Below are 19,045 nucleotides of genomic sequence, written 5' to 3'. Positions count from 1 at the left end.
GATCGATGTGTGTCGCGGGGTGGGGGGAATTCGCCGGTCAGACGTTGCTGGAGTGCAGCTGCTTGTCTCCGCCCGACGCCGTGCCCGAGGAGTCCGAGTCCTCGTTCCGGTTGCGGAACACGGAACTGGCGAACGCGGCGATGATCAGGCCGGCGCCGAGCCCGCCGGTGATCCACTCGGGCACGTGGTGGCCGATGCTGACCAGCATGCACACCGCGAGGGCCCCGATCGCCCAGTGCGCGCCGTGCTCCAGGTAGATGTACTCGTGCAGGGTGCCCTTGCGGACCAGGAACACCGTCAGCGACCGGATGTACATGGCGCCGATGCCCAGGCCCAGCGCGATGACGATCGGGTCGGTGCTGATCGCGAACGCGCCGATGACGCCGTCGAAGCTGAACGAGGCGTCCAGCACCTCCAGGTACAGGAAGAGGAAGAACCCCGCCTTGCCGGTGGCCAGCGCCAGCGAACTCGGACCCGAGCGACCGCCGCTCTCCCCGGCCTCCCCGCCGTCCTCGTCGTCCTCGTCATCGTCGTCGCTCGCCTCGGAGAACAGCTCGCCGAGCCCGTTGACCAGGATGTAGGTCACCATGCCGAGCACGCCTGCGATCATGACGTTCCCCGGGTCGTCGGCCGACAGCCACGCCACGAACGCCAGCGAGCCGCCCGCGACGACGACCGACAGCTGGTCCAGCTTGCCGATGCGGGCGAGTGGCCGCTCCAGCCACGGCAGCCATTTGTCGGCGCGTTCCTCGAACACGAAGTCCAGGAACAGCATCATCAGGAACATGCCGCCGAACGCCGCGATCATCGGGTAGGCGTCGTTCATCAGCTGGTGGTAGCGGTGCGAGTCGTTGAGCGCCAGGTCGAACGCCTCGTAGGGGCTCAGCTTGGCGGTGATCCCGACGATCAGCAACGGGAAGACCAGCCGCATGCCGAACACCGCGATGGCGATGCCGATGGTGAGGAAGATCTTCTGCCAGAACTCGCTCATCCGGTCGAGCACCTTGGCGTTCACCACGGCGTTGTCGAAGGACAGCGAGATTTCGAGGACGGCCAGCACGGCGACCAGGGCGAGCCCGGTCGGCCCGTCATAGAGCAGGGCGATGAGCAGGCCGACGACCGTGACGCCGAAGGACCAACCGAAGGTGCGAAGAATCATGCGCGTATTTCTGTTAGAGAGGACGGCCGGGCGGGGCGGCCGGGGTGCGGGGGCCGGCGGTCAGCCGACGTTGACGCCGAAGTCCATCGCGATGCCGGCGAGACCGGAGGCGTACCCCTGTCCGACGGCCCTGAACTTCCATTCGCCGTTGTGCCGGTACAGCTCGCCGAAGACCATGGCCGTCTCGGTGGACGCGTCCTCGGTGAGGTCGAAGCGGGCGAGCTCGTTGTTGTCCGTCCGGTTGACGATCCGGATGTAGGCGTTGCGGACCTGCCCGAAGCTCTGCTGCCGGTTGTCCGCGTCGTAGATCGAGACGGGGAACACGATGCGGTCGCAAGGGGCGGGCACCGCGGTGAGGTTGACGTGGATCGACTCGTCGTCGCCCTCGCCCTCACCGGTCAGGTTGTCGCCGGTGTGCTCGACCGAGCCGTCCGGGCTCTTCAGGTTGTTGAAGAACACGAAGTGCTGGTCGGACATGACCTTGCCGGTGTTCGCGAGCATCAGCGCGGACGCGTCCAGGTCGAAGTCGGCGCCGGTGGTGGCGCGGACGTCCCAGCCGAGGGCGACGGTGACCGCGGTGAGGTTGGGGGCGGCCTTGCTCAGTGAAACATTGCCGCCCTTGGCGAGTGAGACTCCCATGTTCGGGCCAGTCCTTTCCTGATGAGCCTGTTCAGATGTTGACGCCGAAGTCGGCCGCGATGCCCGCCAGACCGGACGCGTATCCCTGGCCGACCGCCCTGAACTTCCACTCCGTCCCGTTCCGGTACAGCTCTCCGAAGACCATCGCGGTCTCCATCGAGGCGTCCTCGGACAGGTCGTAGCGCGCCATCTCCGTACCGTCGGCCTGGTTGAGGACCCGGATGTAGGCGTTGCGGACCTGCCCGAAGTTCTGCCCGCGGCTGTCGGCGTCGTAGATCGACACCGCGAACGCGACCCGCTCGGCCGTGCCCGGCATCGCGCCGAAGTCGACCTTGAGCTGCTCGTCGTCGCCCTCGCCCGCGCCGGTGGTGTTGTCGCCGCTGTGCTCGACCGCGCCGTCCGGCGTGCGCAGGTTGTTGAAGAACACGAAGTGCTGATCGGTGATGATCTTGCCTGAGGCGTCCAGGACCATCGCGGAGGCGTCGAGGTCGAAGTCCGTTCCGGTGGTGGTGCGCAGGTCCCAGCCGAGACCGACGTTCACCGCGGACAGGCCGGGGGCCTGCTTGGTGAGCGAGACGTTGCCGCCTTTGCTCAGGCTGACGGGCACGATGGGCCTCCCAGATCACATGCCGTATCGGACGCCGTCCCGGCGCCCAGCCTTATCGACGTAGCAGCGATGCTATCCGTTCCATCCTTTATGAAGGGATGACGGCGACCTTTGTGATCCGGTTGCCGCTCGGCGGACGCTCCGCCCTCCGCCGGCCCCGCCCGTCTCACGCATGCGGAGGGTTTGCGCAAGACTGGGGGCGGACGAAGGGAGGCTGCGTTGCGGGGACCGGGTGACCAGCGCCGCCGGAGCGGCCGCGGGGCACAGGCTGCTGCCGGGGCCGTCGAGGCCAGAGAGGCGGCCGCGGCCGCCTTCTACGACATGGACCAGGCACAGAAGTACATCGACGGGCGCGTCACCGTGTTCGAGGACCTGGACGCCAAGGCCGCCGCGCCCGCGCGGCGGGAGTTCAGCGGGCTCGCCGAGGCCGCCGACGCCGCGTCCGTCGCCTACATCTCCGTCCTGGACGCGCACGACCTCGATGACCGGGACCGGTCACCGGCCGAGTACGACGCCGCCCGGCGCGCGTTCGTCGCGTCCACCGAGCGGCTGCAGCACATCACCAGGAACCTGAACGGATTCGCCGAGCGGCTCGCGCCGCAGATGGCCCGGCTGGAGTCCGCGCTCGACCAGCTCCCGCCGCGGCTCACCGCCGCCCGCGACGCCGTGGCCGCCGCCGACACCGCCGTGGCCGCGGCGAAGGAGGCCGGGATGGACGCCTCCGAGCCGGAGGCGGAGCTGGAGCGCGCCCGGCAGGTGCTGGCGCAGCTCGGCTCGCAGGGGCTCGGCGGGCTCGGCCTGGACGGCGCCATCCGCAAGGCCGACGAGGTCCGCGACATCGCCGAGCGGGCGCGTGAGGCCGCCGCGGAGCTGCCGCAGATGGCGCAGAAGGTCCGCAACTCGCTCGCCTCCGCCCGGACGCGGGTGGACGTCGTCGCGAACCGCGCCGGGCCCGTCAGGGAGGCGATGCGGATCCTGGTCCGCGGCTACTCCCAGTCGTGCTGGCAGGACCTGAAGGGCGCGCCCGAGTCCATCGAGGCGGCCGTCACCCGGGCCCGCGAGCGGCTGAACGAGGCGTCCGCGTACGCGGCCCGCACCGAGTGGCGGCAGGCGCAGCAGGCGCTCACCGCGGCGCGCACCGAGCTGAACGCCGCCGACCGCCGCGCCGGCCAGGTCACCGGCCGGGTGGACGAGCTGAAGGCGGTCGCCGAGGACCCGTCCCGGCCGGCCGAGGGCGTCCACTTCGCGGTGCGGGACGCGCAGCGGCTCGCCATGTCGCAGCCGGGCGGGCCCGCGCCCCAGCACGTCCAGGTGCTGGACTCGCTCGTCGAGCGGCTGGAGCGCGCGCCGGACCGGCTCACCGGGGCGCACCCGGACTACTGGGCCTACCTGCAGGAGCTGGAGTCCATCAAGACGACCGCCGGCGACGTGGTGGCGCGCATCCGGGCGGAACGCGCGCAGCAGGGCTAGGCGAACAGCAGGGTCGGCTAGGTGAACAGCGTGTCGCCCCAGTGGCCGCCTTCGCGGACGCCGGGCGGGCACGCGTAGACGCCGGATCCGACGTGCTGGATGTACTCGTTCAGCGCGTCGGCGGCCAGCGAGTTCTGGATCTTGATGAACCCGGTGCGCGGGTCGCGCTGGAAGGCGATGAAGAACAGGCCCGCCTCCAGCCGCCCGAGGCCGTCGGACCCGTCGGTGAACGAGTAGCCGCGGCGCAGGATCCGCGCCCCGTGGTTGGAGTCGGGGTGGGCCAGCCGGACGTGGGCGTCCGGCTTCATCTGCGCCAGGACGGGCTTGTCGCGCTCCCTCTCCTGCCCGACCGGCGCGCCCTCGCCCTTGTTCCGGCCGAAGATGTCCTCCTGCTCGCGCAGCGACGTCCGGTCCCAGGTCTCGATGTGCATCCGGATGCGCCGCGCGACGAGGTAGGAGCCGCCCTCCATCCAGTCGGCGCCGTCGCCCTTGCCCGCCCACACGTGCCGGTCGAGCAGCGCCTTGTCGGTCTCGGCGATGTTGTCGGTGCCGTCCTTGAACCCGAACAGGTTGCGCGGGGTCTGCGCGCTCGGCGTCGTCGAGGACGTCTTGCCGAAGCCCAGCTGGGACCAGCGGACCGCGACCACGCCGAACCCGATGCGGGCCAGGTTCCGGACGGCGTGCACCGCGACCTGCGGGTCGTCCGCGCACGCCTGGACGACGATGTCGCCGCCGCTGCGGTCGGGGTCGAGGTTGTCGCCGGGGAAGTGCGGCAGGTCGACGAGGGCGGGCGGGCGGCGCGCCTTGATGCCGAACCGGTCCTTGCCGTCCTTCTCGAACAGCGTCGGGCCGAACCCGATCGTCAGCGTGAGCCGGGACGGCGGCAGCCCGAGCGCCTCGCCGGTGTCGTCGGGCGGCGCCACCGCCGGCCCGGCGACCGCGCCGTCCCCGACCGGCCTGCCGGCGGTCATGGCGGCGGCCGCGTCCGTCCACTCCTTCAGCATCCGGACGAGCCGGTCGCGGTCGCCGGTCGTCACGTCGAACGCCGCGAAGTGGAGCCGGTCCTGGACGGGCGTGGCGATGCCCGCCTGGTGGGCGCCGCGGAACGCGATCGCCGCGCCCGCGGCGGTGTCCTCGTCGGCGGACGCCACCCGGTCCAGGCCCGCCCCCGCGGCGGCGCCGACGAGCAGGCTCGCACCGGAGAAGCCGAGCATCCTGCGCCGGGACAGCCCCGGCCGTGTCTCCGTCATCTCGCCACCGTCCCCTTCGTCCCGGGTCACTTCGCGACGGCTTCGGCGAGCTTGGAAAGGGGCTCGCCCAGCGCGTTCACGGCGTCGGCCAGTTCCTTGCGGTCGCCCTTGCCGACCTTGTCGTAGGAGACGTAGCCGTCGCCCTTCTCGTGCTTCTTCAGCAGCGCCTCGACGGCGGCGAAGTTCTCGTCGAGGTCCTTCGCGAGCTGCGCGTCCCGCTCCTGGACGACCGGCTTGAGCAGCTCGTAGATCTTCTTGGCGCCGTCCACGTTGGCCTTGAAGTCGACCAGGTCGGTGTGGCTGAACGCCTCCTCCTCGCCGGTGACCTTGCCGGTGGCGACCTCGTCCAGCAGTTCCTTCGCGCCGCCCGCCATGTCGTTGACCGGGTCGAGGGTGAGGCCGGGCAGCCGCGACTTCAGCGTCTCCAGGTCCTTCAGCAGCTGGTCGCCGTACTTCTCCTTGCCCTTGACCGAGCCGTCCTTCCAGAGGGCCTTCTCCAGCAGGTGCCAGCCGGACCAGTCCTTCTTCTCCTCCGGCTTGAGGTCGGCCTCGCGGGCGTCGACCTTGGGGTCGATGTCGCCGAACTTCTCCGCGACCGGCTCGATCGTCTCCCAGCCGACGCGGGACGGCGCGTACAGCTCCTTGGCCTTCTCGACGTCGTCGGCCTTGACCGCGTCCACGAACTTCTTCGTCTTGGCGATCGTGTCGTCGAGCCGGACGACGACGAACGCCTTGTAGTCGGCGGCGGCCTTGTCGAGCCGCTGGTCACCGCCTGCCGCGGCCCCGCTGACCGTGACGTTCTGGGACGGGCCTTTGCCGGTCTGCCCGGCGCTGCACAGCAGCTTGAACTGGCCGGCGGGCAGGTTCACGACGAAGTCGACGCTGGTGCCGGGCCCGATGTTCTCCCGCTCGGCGAGGATCTTGCCGTCCGGCTTGAGGACCTCGAACTCGTTGACCTTCGAGCCCTTGTTGGTGACCTTGAAGGTGGTCTTGCCCGCGGGCAGGTCGGTCTTGGCCACCTCGCAGGAGTCGTCGGTGGCCGTGACCGCGATGCCGCCCGCCGCGTCCGTCTTGTCGCCGTCACCGCCGCACGCCGTCAAAAGGGACATCGACACCGTGGCGGCGCCGGCGAGCGCGAGGACGGACACAGGACGCATCAGGGACTCCAGGGGGCGCGCAGATGGTTAGGCTTACCTAAATTAGCGAAAGCTAACCTCAGCACGTCAAGTGGCCCCCGCGACAGTGAGTCATCCCACGTCGCGGGCCCCCTCAGCGCGGGCGGTCCTGCAGGCCCATCGTGAGGTTGCGCGCGACCATCGGCGGGCCACCGGCCTGCGGCTCCCCGTACGGGGGCATGTGCCCCTGCTGCGGGGGCTGCTGCTGGTACTGGGGCGCCTGCTCGCGCTGCTGCCCCGCCGGCTCCGCCCAGACGGCCGTCCCGTAGGCGCAGACCTCCAGGACGCTGCCGACCGCGGCGGTGTCGAACCGCATGCCGACCACCGTGTTCGCGCCCTTGCGGCGCGCCTCCTCGCCGAGCCGGTCCACCGCCTCCCGGCGCGCCGCGGCCAGGCTCACGCCCGGCTGCTCCCCCGTCACCCGGAACGTCGCACTGCTACCGGCCTGCCCGGGGTGCGGAGCCGAGCCCTGATCCGCTTGGACGGCCGTACCGAGGACCTCCCCGAGCACGCTCCTGATCTCGTACCCCGCCACGCCATCAGTCGTCACGATCAGCATGTCCACCACGGTAAATCAACGTTCGGACGAAATGCGACGCAATGCCCAGATGACGGCCGGCCGTGGACGGTCCTCCCGGCCGCGCGGCGGGCGCCGCCGGGAGGACGCCCGTCAGTCCAGGTACTCGCGGAGCATCTGCGCCCGGGACGGGTGGCGCAGTTTCGCCAGCGTCTTGGACTCGATCTGGCGGATCCGCTCCCTCGTCACGCCGAACTCCCGCCCGACCTCCTCCAGGGTGCGCGGATGCCCGTCGGTCAGGCCGAAGCGCAACTGGATGATGCGCTGCTCCCGGTCCGACAGGGTGCCGAGGATGTCCTCCAGCTGGTCCTGCAGGAGGATGAACGCCGCGGCCTCGATCGGCACCACGGCGTCCGCGTCCTCGATGAAGTCGCCGAGGTCGGAGTCCTCCTCGCCGATCGGCGACTGCAGCGACACCGGTTCCTGCGCGATCCGCTGGATCTCCACCACCCGGACGGGCGACAGCCCCATTTCCAGCCCGATCTCGTCCGGGCTGGGCTCCCGGCCGAGATCCTGGTGCATCTGCCGCTGCACCCGGACCAGCTTGTTGATCGTCTCCACCATGTGCACCGGGATGCGGATCGTCCGGGCCTGGTCGGCGATGGCCCGGGTGATCGCCTGCCGGATCCACCAGGTGGCGTAGGTCGAGAACTTGAACCCCTTGGTGTAGTCGAACTTCTCGACCGCACGGATGAGTCCGAGATTTCCCTCCTGGATCAGGTCGAGGAAGAGCATTCCCCGGCCGACGTAGCGTTTGGCGATCGAGACCACCAGCCGCAGGTTGGCCTCGATCAGGCGTTGCTTCGCCCGCGTACCGTCGCGGGAGAGCAGTTCGAGGTCGATCAGCTCGCCGCGGGCGAGGACGGCGGTACGCGCCATCTTCTCCTCGGCGAACAGTCCCGCCTCGATCGATTTCGCGAGTTCTACTTCATCTTCTGCCGTGAGCAGCGGTACGCGACCGATCTCTCTCAGGTAGATCCGAACCAGGTCGCTCGTCGGCGCCCGCTTGCCGAGGTCTCCCTCATCCGCTCGCGTGACGTCCTCGGTCTCCTGCTGAGACTCGAGGACCTCCACCCCCTGCTCTGCGAGCATCCGGACGACCCGCTCCAGGGAGTCGTCCGGCAAGTCCGAGCGATCGAGCGCGGCAGCGACGTCCTCGACGGTCACACCGCCGCGTTCTCTGCCACGTGCGACGAGGTCCGCCACCTGATCAACCGATGGCGCCTCGCTTGGCAGCACCGAAGGGCCCACGCAGACAGTCTGCGTCAAACGGGGCCTAGATCACAGGACCTATTTTTGCGGTCCGTTGACCTACTGTGATCCAAGCCCTCTCTCCCGCAACACCCGTCTCTGCTGCTCAAGCGCGACAAGATCGCCGAAGAGCCGGTGGTACTCCTCCTGCGCCTCGACCGGATTCAGCCGCCCGAGTTTAGATTTCGCGTCGGCGATCATCCGGGTGAGCTGGCGTTCCTGTATCCGGGCCAGCAGTTCCGCGGCATAACGGTCGTCCGATTCCTGGGCGGACCGGACCGGTTCCACCCCGAGCTTGGTGATCATGTCCCTGACCTGGTCGTTCGGCGCCCGCTCCAGCAGGCGCGAAATCCACTCCGGGACGTTCCCCGCCGCCGTCACACCGCCCGCCTCGCCGATCACCGCGCGCACCGCCGCGTGCGGCGGCGCGATGAACGCCTCCGCCGGGACCTCCTCGAACGCCGGCCCGAGCAGCGCCGGCCGCTGGACGGCCAGTTTCAGCAGCTCACGCTCCCGCTGGACCTCGGGATCGGCCAGGTCGAAGGCCGGCCGCCGCGGCTCGCCGCCGTCTCCGTTCTCGCCCCGCCCGTTCTGCGCGTGCCCGGCGGCGGGTCGGCCGTGCGCGGACGGGCCCCGCGGGTCCGGCCCGCGGCCGTTCTGCCCGCGGCCGTTCTGCCCGCGGCCGTTTCCGGGCTGGGGGCGGCCCTGCCGGCGGGCGGCCAGCTCCCGGACGCGGCGCAGCACGAACTGCTCGTCCATGATGCCGAGCCAGCGGTCCAGGTTGACCGCGTACATGTGCCGCCGGGAGCGGTCCTTGATGGCGGCGACGACGGGGGCCGCCGCGTCCAGCGCGCCGAGCCGCCCCTCGACCGTGTCGAGGTCGTGCTGCTCGATCGCACTGCGCACCGCGAACTCGAACAGCGGCAGCCGGGACGCCACGAGGTCGCGCACCGCCGCGTCGCCGTGCCGGATGCGCAGGTCGCACGGGTCGAGCCCGTCCGGCTGGACGGCCACGAACGTCTGCGAGACGAACTTCTGCTCGTCGTCGAACGCGCGCAGCGCCGCCTTCCGCCCGGCCGCGTCGCCGTCGAAGGTGAAGATCACCTCGCCGCGGAACTCGTCCTGGTCCATCAGCAGCCGGCGCAGGACCTTGATGTGGTCGTCGCCGAAGGCCGTCCCGCAGGTGGCGATCGCCGTCGGGACGCCCGCCAGATGGCAGGCCATCACGTCGGTGTAGCCCTCGACCACCACGGCCTGCCGCCGCCGCGCGATCTCCTTCTTCGCGAGGTCGGCCCCGTACAGGACCGAGCCCTTGTGGAAGAGCGGCGACTCGGGGGTGTTCAGGTACTTGGGGCCGTCGTCGTCCTCGTAGAGCCGACGCGCGCCGAACCCGATCACGTCGCCGGACAGGTCGTGGATCGGCCACATCAGCCTGCCGCGGAACCGGTCCATCGGGCCGCGCCGCCCCTCCTTGGCGAGGCCGCCGGCGATGATGTCGCGGTCGGCGAAGCCGCGGCCGCGCAGGTGCCGGACGAGGCCCTCCCACTCCCGGGGCGCGAACCCGACGCCGAAGTGCTCCGCGTCGGCCTGCTCGAAGCCGCGCTCGGACAGGAACGTCCGGCCGATCATGCCCTCCGGGGAGGCCAGCCGCTCGGTGTAGTACTCGGCGGCGGCCTTGTGCGCCTCGACGAGCCGGGCGCGCTGCCCGCCGTCCTGCCGGGGACCGCGCCCGCCGCCCTCCTCGTAGCGCAGCTGGATCCCGGCCTGGGCCGCGAGCCGCTCCACCGACTCGCCGAACGACAGGTGCTCGATCTCCTGGACGAACTTGATGACGTCGCCGCCCGCCTCGCAGCCGAAGCAGAAGTACAGCCCGCGCGAGGGCGTCACGTTGAACGACGGCGACTTCTCGTCATGGAACGGGCAGAGGCCCTTGAGGTTCCCGCCGCCCGCGCTGCGCAGCTGCAGGTACTCGCCGATGACGTCGGCGATGGACGAGCGCTCCCGAACGAGTGCGATGTCCTCATTGCGAATCCGGCCTGCCACGACCAAGGAGTCTACGGCGGCCCCACGACATCGCGGGCATCACATCTGAACCCGGCGTCGGTGCGCCCCCGTCCCGTCGCGGGGCGGGGGCGCATCCCGTCTCAGCGCACCCGGAAGCGGTCGAAGAGGCGGTACATGAAGTCCGTGCCCTGTTTGAGGGCGTCGACCGTGATGCGCTCGTCGTTGCCGTGCATGGCGATCAGCTGGTCGTTGTCCACCACGTACGGGTAGACGCCGTACCCGGGGACGCCCTTGGACGTCCACGGCGACAGGCTGGTCCCGGCCTCGAACAGTGCCGGCGCGAACACGGCGTCCGGGTAGGTCTTGGCGGCCGCGTCGCCGATCGCCGTGAACAGCGGGGAGTCCAGGCTGGACGGCTGCTTGGCCCACGTCTGGTCCAGCCGCTTGAGGGCGTCCTCCTCCGACTCGCCCGGGTTGCCGGCGAGCTTGACCGTCACGTCGCGGTCCGCGAGCCGCTTGCGGAACGCGGCGAGGAAGTCGCGGGGCCGCTGCCCGCCCGGCACGCCCCGGCAGTTGATCCGCAGCGTGGCGGTGGACGGGACGACGTTCTCCTTGTAACCCGCGTCCTCGATCACGAAGGCGTGGGTCGTCCGGAGCAGGGCCTGGTGGAGCCACGGGTACGAGCTGCGCTTGACCACCAGCGCGGCCGCCCGTTCCCGGGCCTGCTGCGACTTCGCGGACAGCAGCAGCCGCAGCGCGCGTTCGAACGGGCCGTCGTCGGTGGCCTTGGCCAGAGCCGAGAAGTACTCGCGGGTGACCGGCGTCAGGGCGACGGGCGCCAGCCAGGTGTCGACCTCGGCGACGGCGCGGGAGAGCTTGGCGATGGCGGAGTCGGGATTGGGCTTGGACGAGTGGGTGGCGGTGCCGTCGGCGACGAGATCGAGGTTGAAGTAGACCTTGTCCTGGCGGGTCACCGTGATCAGCATTGGCGTCCTGCGGTCCTTCTGCGCCAGGAACCAGCCGCCCTCGGTGAGCACCATGCCGGCGTTGATCTTGTCCCAGTGGTGCTCGGCGAGCCAGCCGGAGCCGTACTGGCCGGCCTCCTCGTCGCAGTCGGTGAGCACGATGATGTCACGGTCGAACTTCGCGCCCTCGTTCACGTGCCGCAGCAGGGCGCTGATGTTCGCGGAGTTGGCGCCCTTCATGTCCAGGGCGCCGCGGCCGTAGATCTCGCCGTCCTTCACGATCCCGGCGAACGGGTCGACCGACCACTTGTCACGTTCCACCGGGACGACGTCGGAGTGCCCGAGCAGGAGCAGCGGCGGCGCCGCCGTGGTGCCTTTGATCCGGGCGATGAGATGGACGTTGTCCTTCTGCGGCGTCGGAATGATCTCGGCGGGGACGCCCGCCGAGTCCCAGACCGCCTTGAGCATCTCGGCGTACGGCCGGGTGACGCCGCCCTGGCCGTGGTTCTGGGTGTCGAAGGACAGCATCTTCTTCAGCAGGGCCAGCGGGTCGAGGTCGGCCGGCGCGGGCTTGCGCGCGAGCGCGGCCGGCGCGGCGGCGGCGGTGCCGCCCGCGAGGACGCCGCCCGCGAGCAGGACGGCACCTGCGCCGGTGCGGTGCAGGAAGGCGCGGCGGGAGACGGGGGCCGGGGAGTCGGACAAGGGAGCTCCTCCTTCGATGGGCGGGAGCGCCCGGCGGTGAGGCCGCAGGACGCTCCCGGACCGTGGACGGACGGGGCCGCGCTACCGGAACGCGGCCACGACCTCCACCTCGACGAGCCAGCCTGGCACAGGGAGGTTCTCGATCTCCAGGGTCACCCGTGACGGCCGTGCGGGGTTGACGTACATGGGAGGGGCGGGCGACGCGGTGCCGAGCGGCACGTTCACGGGCATGCCGGTCGACAGGTCGGTGTTGGCGAAGTACTGCCGGTAGGCGCGGTTCCATCCGGCGAAGTCCGCCGTGTCGGTGCCGGGGGCGTTGGCGAGGTAGGCCCGCATGGAGATCACGTCCCGGAGCGTGAGGCCCTGGACCTTGAGGTTGTCGGTGATCTGCTTGAGGACGTTGAGCGACTGGGCCTCGGTGATGGTGACGCCGGGCGGCGGCGTCGTGTACTCGCTGTAGCGCTCGGGGCTGCCCGCCGGGGCCGAGGTGTTGACCTCCTTGGGGCCGAGGCCGCTCGCGGTGTAGGTGGCGACGCGTCCTCCGACGGCGACGCCGCCCGCGATGGCCGGGTTGTTCTGCCCGGCGGGGAGCGCGGGACGCACCTCGTTGGGACGGGGCGGCTTCTCGGGGCCTTCGGGCGCGGCGGACGCGACCCCGGCGACCCCGGCGACCCCGGCGAGCACGGCGGTGACGAACCCGCAGACGAGAATCCTGCTTGGAGGCACGGTCATCCCTTCAGGACGCGCTGGTGGAGCTCGGTCACGACCTTGCGCGCGGACTCGAACGAGCCGTGCTGCCAGGCGATCTCATAGCTGAGCCAGTCGCCGGCGTAGTAGACGTTCCCCTGCGGCTGGTTGAGGAGCTTGTACTCGGGGCCGCGGGACGGCCAGCTCACCCAGCCGCCCTCGATGTGCGGCTGCCGGATCCAGGCGATGGACGCGGACGCGGCGATGCCCTGGCGGTATCGGTCGCCATGGATCTTCGCCCCCTGGTCGAGGGCGCGGGCGAGCCGTCCGGCGTGTCCCAGCTTCGCGTAGGTGTCCGCCTGCGCGCCGAAGTTGTAGTAGCCGACGAGCAGGCCGGAGCGGCCGTGGTAGTTGTACGAGGGGTACCAGATGGTGGAGATGTCCAGGTCGGTGTTCGTGATGCCGCCATAGATCTTCTCCTCGGTCTCCCACCAGCGGTTCCGGTACTCCAACCCGATCTTGCCTGTGGAGACCGGGACGGGCGTTCCCAGCGCGGACTGGACCGCCGCGCCCAGATTGTGCGGGATCTTCGCGAGGACCTGCGGCGGCAGGGCGGCGATGCAGTAGTCCGCCTCCAGCAGCCGGGTGCGTCCGTCCGCCTCGTACTGGATCCGCACGCCCTCAGCGAGGTTCGTGATCTTGGTGACCTTGGCACCCGTGCGGATCCGGTCCTGCCCGACGGCCTTGGCCAGCGCGCGCGGAATGGCGTCCATGCCGCCCACGGGCTGGAACATCAGCATCGCCTGGCTGTAACCGAACTCGAAGGAGAAGTAGCGGCCAACGTCGCTGGTCAGGACGTCCGACAGGGAGGGCGGGGGCCCGAGGATCGTCCCCTCCACGTCGGCCGCCCCCGGGTCGACGCTGAAGCCGCGCCGGTCGCTGCCCTTGTACGCGTACCCGTCGGTCTTGGCCCCGATGGCGCCGAAACCCGACAGGAACGACAGCAACTTCTCCTTGTCGGTTGAGGTGAGGCGCTCGTTTAGTGCGCCCTGGTCGGTCGCCTTGGCGAGCAGTTCGGAGATGTACCCGTAGACGTCGGCCTTCGCGGTGCGCCACCGCACAGGGGACTTCATCCCGGCCGACTCGTTGAAGAGATATGCCTGGGCGTTCGCATTGGTGAAGACCTCCAGCGGGACGCCCAGTTCCCGGCAGTAGTCCATCGTCGTCATCCACTGCGCGATGCGCGCCGGGCCCGCGTTCATGTAGGTGCCGTCACCGAACCCGACCCGCTGGGTCTCGCCGCCCGTCTCGGTGAGGCGGTCGCCGCCGCGCAGCGTGCGGTTGCGGCCCCCCACCCGGTCCTGCGCTTCCAGCACGGTGACCCGGTAGCCGGCCTTGCCCAGTTCGTACGCCGTGGCCAGCCCGGCGACGCCGGCGCCGAGCACCACGATCTTCGCGGCCGCACGGCCGCGCAATCGGAAGTCCGATTCCTGCGGGGGCTGGAAGGCGACGCGGGTGCGCGCCTCCGCGCTCGGGGCGAGGCCCAGCGCGCCCATGGTGGCGAACATGGCGCCCGCCCCGCCGGTGGCCCCGACCCGGGTGAGGAAGCCACGTCTGCTGACACTCGTCGGCTCAGCCGAAGTCGCCAAGGAGCACCTCCAAGATCTCGTCGTCCGGGAAGTCTGGGACCGTTCCATTTCGAGGGACGCCGCGATCTGTAAGAGACGTGTTGCCGACCGGCTCCTCCGGTGATCAACCGGTTTCGGAAGCCTCACCGGCACGGACGGGGACCCATGCCGCGGCCGGCCTGATGCCACCGATCGGCCGGTCGTCGACCCCGCCGCCCGGTTGCCGGGGTTCGCGCCTCACGTGACGGAAATGTTTCGGCGGCGGCCGGATGTGAAATTGCTGTTAAAAGCACAACCCGGCCGGTCATCACGGTTCGGCGGGGGGTTAGCGTCCTGAGGTGTGCTGATCACTCCACACGAGCAGGAACGTCTGCTCATCCACGTCGCGGCGCAGGTCGCGCGGGACCGGCGCGCGCGCGGGCTGCGGCTCAACCATCCCGAGGCGACCGCGATCATCGCCGTCCACGTCCTGGAGGGCGCCCGGGACGGACGGACGGTCGCCGAGCTCATGGAGTCCGGCCGGACCGTCCTCACCCGCGAGGACGTCATGGACGGCATCCCGGAGATGCTCGACTCCGTCCAGATCGAGGCGACGTTCCCCGACGGCACCAAGCTCGTCACCGTCCACCGGCCCGTCCCATGAGCGGCGAAGCCGTCGTCCCGGGCGAGATCGTCCACGGGGAGGGGGCCGTGGAGCTCAACCCGGGCCGCCCCCGCGTCATCGTCACCGTGGTCAACACGGGCGACCGTCCCGTGCAGGTGGGGTCGCACTACCACTTCGCCGTGGCGAACCCGGCGCTCTCGTTCGACCGGGACGCGGCGTGGGGCCACCGACTGGACGTGGCGGCCGGGACGGCCGTCCGGTTCGAGCCCGGCATGACCCACGAGGTCGGCCTCGTTCCGCTGGCGGGGCGGCGGGACGTCCCCGGACTGCGCAAAGAGAAGGCGGGACCGCTCGATGACTGAACCCTCTCCGCCCGTCCTCTCCCGCGCGCGCTACGCGGCCCTGTACGGCCCCACCGCCGGGGACCGCATCAGGCTCGCCGACACCGACCTGTTCGTCGAGGTGACCGAGGACCGCAGCCGCGGACCGGCGGGTGCGGGCGACGAGGTCGTGTTCGGCGGCGGCAAGGTGATCCGCGAGTCGATGGGCCAGGCGCGCACCACCCGCGCGGACGGCGCGCTCGACCTTGTCATCACCGGCGCCGTCGTCCTGGACCACTGGGGCGTCGTCAAGGCCGACGTAGGCGTCCGGGACGGACGGATCGTCGCGCTGGGCAAGGCCGGCAACCCGGACACGATGGACGGCGTCCATCCGGACCTCGTCATCGGCCCGACCACCGAGGTGCTGGCCGGGAACGGGAAGATCCTCACCGCCGGGGCCGTGGACTCGCACGTCCACCTGATCTGCCCGCAGTTGCTGGAGGAGGCGCTCGGCTCCGGAGTCACCACGCTCATCGGCGGGGGGACGGGGCCCGCGGAGGGCACCAAGGCCACAACCGTGACCGGCGTCTGGTACCTGCACCGCATGCTGGAGGCGCTGGACGGGTGGCCGGTCAACGTGGCGCTGCTCGGCAAGGGCAACACCGTCTCCGAAGAGGCCATGTGGGAGCAGCTGCGGTCCGGGGCGTCCGGCTTCAAGCTGCATGAGGACTGGGGCTCGACCCCGGCCGCGATCGACGCCTGCCTGCGCGTCGCGGACGAGTCGGGCGTCCAGGTCGCGCTGCACACCGACACGCTCAACGAGGCCGGATACGTGGAGTCCACCCTGGCGGCCATCGGCGGACGGTCGATCCACGCCTACCACACCGAGGGTGCGGGCGGCGGGCACGCGCCCGACATCATCACCGTCGCGTCCCACCCGAACGTCCTGCCGTCCTCGACGAACCCGACGCGCCCGCACACGGTCAACACGCTCGACGAGCACCTCGACATGCTGATGGTGTGCCACCACCTCAACCCGTCGGTGCCCGAGGACCTGGCGTTCGCCGAGTCCCGGATCCGGCCGACGACGATGGCGGCGGAGGACGTCCTGCACGACCTCGGCGCGATCGCGATGATCGGGTCGGACTCGCAGGCGATGGGCCGGATCGGCGAGACCGTGATCCGCACCTGGCAGACCGCGCACGCGATGCGGCGCCGGCGCGGCGCGCTGGAGGGCCCGGCCGACAACCTGCGGGCCCGCCGGTACGTGGCCAAGTACACGATCAACCCGGCGATCGCGCACGGCCTGGACGCCGAGATCGGCTCGGTCGAGCCCGGCAAGCTCGCCGACCTCGTCCTGTGGGACCCGGCGTTCTTCGGGGTGCGGCCCCACGCCGTCCTGAAGGGCGGGGTGATCGCGTGGGCGGCGATGGGGGACGCGAACGCCTCGATCCCGACGCCGCAGCCGATCCTGCCGCGCCCGATGTTCGGGGCCGCTCCGGGCGTCGCGGCGGGCACGTCCGTGCACTTCGTGTCTCCCGCCGCGCTGGACGACGGGCTCGCCGACAGGCTCCCGTCCGTCCGGCGGAGGCTCGTCCCGGTCAAGGACACCCGGCTGGTGGCCAAGGCCGACATGCGGCTGAACGACGCGATGCCCAGGATCGAGGTCGACCCGGACACGTTCACGGTGTCGATCGACGGTGACGAGGTCGAGCCCGCCCCGGCCACGGAGTTGCCGATGGCGCAGCGCTATTTCCTCTTCTGATGACCGGGCTGCCCGCACGGCTGCTGCTGCTCGCCGACTCGCGCCTGCCGGCCGGCGGGCACGCGCACTCCGGCGGGCTCGAACCGGCGGTCGCGGCGGGGACGGTCCGGGACGTCGCGTCCATGGCCGGCTTCCTTCGCGGGCGCCTCGCGACGGCGGGTCTCGTCGCCGCGGCCCTGTCGGCGGCCGCCTGCCGCCACGCCGCGGAGTCCGGCCCGGAAGACGAGGCGTCCTGGCGTCTCCTGGACGCCGAGACCGATGCCCGGGCGCCGTCCCCCGCACAGCGCCGCGCGTCTCGCTCCCAGGGCCGGTCCCTGCTGCGGGTCGCGCGGACGACCTGGCCGCATCCCGCTCTCGACGTCCTCGGCGCCCTGTCCGGGGGGCCGCACCACCCCCTCGTCCTCGGCGCCGCCACGGCGGCCATGGACGGAACGCCGGAACAGGCCGCCGCCGTGACCGCGTACGGGACGGTGACCGGCGCCGCGTCCGCCGCCGTCCGGCTGCTCGGCCTCGACCCGCTTGCCGTCAACCGGGCCCTCGACTCGCTGGCCTGCCGGGTGGACGCGGTCGCGGCCGAAGCGGCGAAGTATGCGGGACGTCCCTGGGCGGAGCTCCCCGCAGCGTCCGCGCCCATGCTCGACCTCTACGCCGAGCTCCACCTCAGCGCCGACCTGCGCCTGTTCGAATCCTGAGACCGCGACAGTGAACCGCACGCCACCGAGACGCAAGCGCCCGACCCCGACGGAGGAGCCATGGGAGCCGTTCACCACCACGACCCGTACGAGGCCGCGCCCGCGGCGGACCGCGCGCTGCGGCTCGGCATCGGCGGCCCGGTCGGCAGCGGTAAGACCGCGCTGACCGCCGCGCTGTGCCGGATGCTGCGCGACGAGCTGGAGCTGGCGGTGGTGACCAACGACATCTACACCACCGAGGACGCCGACTTCCTGCGCCGCGAGGCCGTCCTGCCCGACGACCGGATCACGGCCGTGCGGACGGGGGCCTGCCCGCACACGGCGATCCGCGACGACATCTCCGCCAACCTGGACGCGGTCGAAGCGCTGGAGGCGCGGCACGGGCGGCTCGACCTGATCATCGTGGAGAGCGGCGGCGACAACCTGACCGCGCTGTTCAGCCGCGGCCTCGCGGACCGGCAGATCTTCGTGCTGGACGTGGCGGGCGGCGACGACGTCCCCCGCAAAGGCGGTCTCGGCGTCGCGGCGGCCGACCTGCTCGTCGTCAACAAGACGGACCTGGCGCCGCTGGTCGGCAGCGACCTGGACATGATGGCCCGCGATGCCGCCCGGGTCCGCGACGGCCGCCCGGTGGCGTTCACCTCGCTCCGCGAACGCCCGGACTCCCCGGAGGTGACCGCGTGGATCCGCACGATCCTCGACGAAGCCCGCGGACGCACGCACCCGGACACCGCCACCATAGCCGCACCGTGACGCGCGGGTACCGGGCCCGGGCGGCCGTGGCCGCCGAGCGCGCCGCGGACGGCCGGACCCGGCTGACGCGGCTGCGGTCCGACGGCCCCCTCGCGCCGCGTGCGGCGGATGACGCGGTCTACCTGGTCGGTGCGGCCGCGGGTCCGCTCGGCGGCGACGAGCTCGACCTCGAGCTGACCGTGGGGGCGGGCGCGCGTCTCGCGGTCCGCTCGTCCGCCACATCGGTCGCGCTGCCGGGCGACGGCCCGTCCGGGCTGACGGTCCGGGCCGTGGTCGGGCCGGGCGGCCACCTCGACTTCGCGCCCGAGCCGACCGTCGCGGCGGCGGGATGCGATCACCGTGCGGCCGCCTCCGTCGCGCTCGCCGCCGGAGCGACGCTGCGCTGGCGCGAGGAGCTGGTCCTCGGCAGGTACGGCGAACGGCCCGGCCGCCACACCGGCCGGCTCGACGTGACGTACTGCGGCGCGCCCCTGCTCCGGCACGAACTGTGCCTGGACGACCCCGGGACCTACGGGAGCGGCGCCGTCCTGGGCGGTGCGGGGGCGTCCGGTGCCGTCCTGCTCGTCGGCGAGGACCTGACGCGGGAGCCGTACGCCGCCGAAGGCCTGTCCCTCCTCCCCCTGGCCGGCGGCGGCGCGCTGATCAGCGCGACGGCGGAGAACTCGGCCGTGCTGCGACAACGGCTCGTCCACGGGGAGTCCGTGGCATGGACGGCCGGCGAACCGGACCCGAACAAGACCATGTCAACCGGCATGGCCACCGGCATGGCCGGACCCGGCCTAGTTAATGATCGGTAA

At 71.4% G+C, this 19,045-nt stretch carries 18 protein-coding genes; 7 read left to right on the top strand and 11 right to left on the bottom strand.

Going from position 1 to position 19,045, the window contains the following annotated elements; translation table 11 throughout:
* Window positions 1-37: 37 nt before the first annotated feature.
* The 3 genes from ACQPXG_RS15060 to ACQPXG_RS15050 are packed head-to-tail and all read right to left on the bottom strand — an operon-like array spanning window position 38 to window position 2,405.
* On the bottom strand, window positions 38-1,159 hold the full coding sequence (locus ACQPXG_RS15060) for a DUF475 domain-containing protein (RefSeq protein ID WP_433468294.1): 1,122 nt from the start codon (window positions 1,157-1,159) through the stop codon (window positions 38-40).
* Window positions 1,160-1,219: 60 nt separating this feature from the next.
* Window positions 1,220-1,798, bottom strand: a complete 579-nt coding sequence (locus ACQPXG_RS15055; protein ID WP_433468293.1) for a TerD family protein — start codon at window positions 1,796-1,798, stop codon at window positions 1,220-1,222.
* Window positions 1,799-1,829: 31 nt separating this feature from the next.
* Entirely contained in the window at window positions 1,830-2,405 is a 576-nt protein-coding gene (locus tag ACQPXG_RS15050) for a TerD family protein (protein ID WP_433468292.1), read from the bottom strand.
* Window positions 2,406-2,624: 219 nt separating this feature from the next.
* Here ACQPXG_RS15050 and ACQPXG_RS15045 point away from each other — a divergent pair, with 219 nt between their 5' ends.
* Window positions 2,625-3,875: a molecular chaperone DnaJ gene (locus tag ACQPXG_RS15045; RefSeq protein WP_433468291.1), complete on the top strand. Its 1,251-nt coding sequence runs from the start codon at window positions 2,625-2,627 to the stop codon at window positions 3,873-3,875.
* Between the two features lie 17 nt (window positions 3,876-3,892).
* On the opposite strand, the gene efeB is transcribed toward ACQPXG_RS15045, so the two are convergent.
* The 8 genes from efeB to ACQPXG_RS15005 form a co-directional block, all read right to left on the bottom strand.
* Window positions 3,893-5,125 (bottom strand): iron uptake transporter deferrochelatase/peroxidase subunit, encoded by a 1,233-nt coding sequence (gene efeB / locus ACQPXG_RS15040; protein WP_433468290.1) that lies wholly within the window; start codon window positions 5,123-5,125, stop codon window positions 3,893-3,895.
* Window positions 5,126-5,151: 26 nt separating this feature from the next.
* Window positions 5,152-6,282, bottom strand: a complete 1,131-nt coding sequence (gene efeO, locus ACQPXG_RS15035; protein WP_433468289.1) for an iron uptake system protein EfeO — start codon at window positions 6,280-6,282, stop codon at window positions 5,152-5,154.
* 112 nt (window positions 6,283-6,394) lie between these two features.
* The gene (locus ACQPXG_RS15030; protein ID WP_433468288.1) at window positions 6,395-6,859 is read right to left on the bottom strand and encodes a YbjQ family protein; all 465 of its coding nucleotides are present in this window, start codon (window positions 6,857-6,859) and stop codon (window positions 6,395-6,397) included.
* A 111-nt stretch (window positions 6,860-6,970) separates the two neighbouring features.
* Window positions 6,971-8,116 (bottom strand): RNA polymerase sigma factor RpoD, encoded by a 1,146-nt coding sequence (gene rpoD, locus ACQPXG_RS15025; protein ID WP_433469972.1) that lies wholly within the window; start codon window positions 8,114-8,116, stop codon window positions 6,971-6,973.
* Window positions 8,117-8,188: 72 nt separating this feature from the next.
* The gene (gene dnaG / locus ACQPXG_RS15020; RefSeq protein WP_433468287.1) at window positions 8,189-10,171 is read right to left on the bottom strand and encodes a DNA primase; all 1,983 of its coding nucleotides are present in this window, start codon (window positions 10,169-10,171) and stop codon (window positions 8,189-8,191) included.
* A 101-nt stretch (window positions 10,172-10,272) separates the two neighbouring features.
* On the bottom strand, window positions 10,273-11,799 hold the full coding sequence (locus tag ACQPXG_RS15015; RefSeq protein WP_433468286.1) for a M20/M25/M40 family metallo-hydrolase: 1,527 nt from the start codon (window positions 11,797-11,799) through the stop codon (window positions 10,273-10,275).
* 81 nt (window positions 11,800-11,880) lie between these two features.
* Window positions 11,881-12,531: a Rid family hydrolase gene (locus ACQPXG_RS15010; protein ID WP_433468285.1), complete on the bottom strand. Its 651-nt coding sequence runs from the start codon at window positions 12,529-12,531 to the stop codon at window positions 11,881-11,883.
* A complete protein-coding gene (locus tag ACQPXG_RS15005; RefSeq protein WP_433468284.1) occupies window positions 12,528-14,135 on the bottom strand; it encodes an FAD-dependent oxidoreductase in 1,608 nt (535 codons plus the stop codon). Before ACQPXG_RS15005 ends, ACQPXG_RS15010 begins: the two co-directional genes overlap by 4 nt.
* A 319-nt stretch (window positions 14,136-14,454) precedes the next feature.
* Between ACQPXG_RS15005 and ACQPXG_RS15000 the strand changes: the two genes are divergently transcribed.
* The 6 genes from ACQPXG_RS15000 to ACQPXG_RS14975 are packed head-to-tail and all read left to right on the top strand — an operon-like array spanning window position 14,455 to window position 19,045.
* Window positions 14,455-14,757, top strand: coding sequence for an urease subunit gamma (locus tag ACQPXG_RS15000; RefSeq protein WP_433468283.1), 303 nt, complete (start codon window positions 14,455-14,457; stop codon window positions 14,755-14,757).
* Entirely contained in the window at window positions 14,754-15,080 is a 327-nt protein-coding gene (locus tag ACQPXG_RS14995; protein ID WP_433468282.1) for an urease subunit beta, read from the top strand. Before ACQPXG_RS15000 ends, ACQPXG_RS14995 begins: the two co-directional genes overlap by 4 nt.
* Window positions 15,073-16,803 (top strand): urease subunit alpha, encoded by a 1,731-nt coding sequence (locus tag ACQPXG_RS14990; protein WP_433468281.1) that lies wholly within the window; start codon window positions 15,073-15,075, stop codon window positions 16,801-16,803. The genes ACQPXG_RS14995 and ACQPXG_RS14990 overlap by 8 nt, the downstream gene beginning before the upstream one ends.
* Window positions 16,803-17,495 (top strand): urease accessory protein UreF, encoded by a 693-nt coding sequence (locus ACQPXG_RS14985; RefSeq protein WP_433468280.1) that lies wholly within the window; start codon window positions 16,803-16,805, stop codon window positions 17,493-17,495. Before ACQPXG_RS14990 ends, ACQPXG_RS14985 begins: the two co-directional genes overlap by 1 nt.
* A gap of 60 nt (window positions 17,496-17,555) precedes the next feature.
* Window positions 17,556-18,248, top strand: coding sequence for an urease accessory protein UreG (ureG, locus tag ACQPXG_RS14980; protein ID WP_433468279.1), 693 nt, complete (start codon window positions 17,556-17,558; stop codon window positions 18,246-18,248).
* Window positions 18,245-19,045, top strand: coding sequence for an urease accessory protein UreD (locus ACQPXG_RS14975; RefSeq protein ID WP_433468278.1), 801 nt, complete (start codon window positions 18,245-18,247; stop codon window positions 19,043-19,045). The genes ureG and ACQPXG_RS14975 overlap by 4 nt, the downstream gene beginning before the upstream one ends.

The organism is Spirillospora sp. CA-128828, assembly GCF_050945415.1.
GTDB lineage: Bacteria > Actinomycetota > Actinomycetes > Streptosporangiales > Streptosporangiaceae > Spirillospora.
This window is presented reverse-complemented; position numbering and strand designations above follow the sequence as displayed.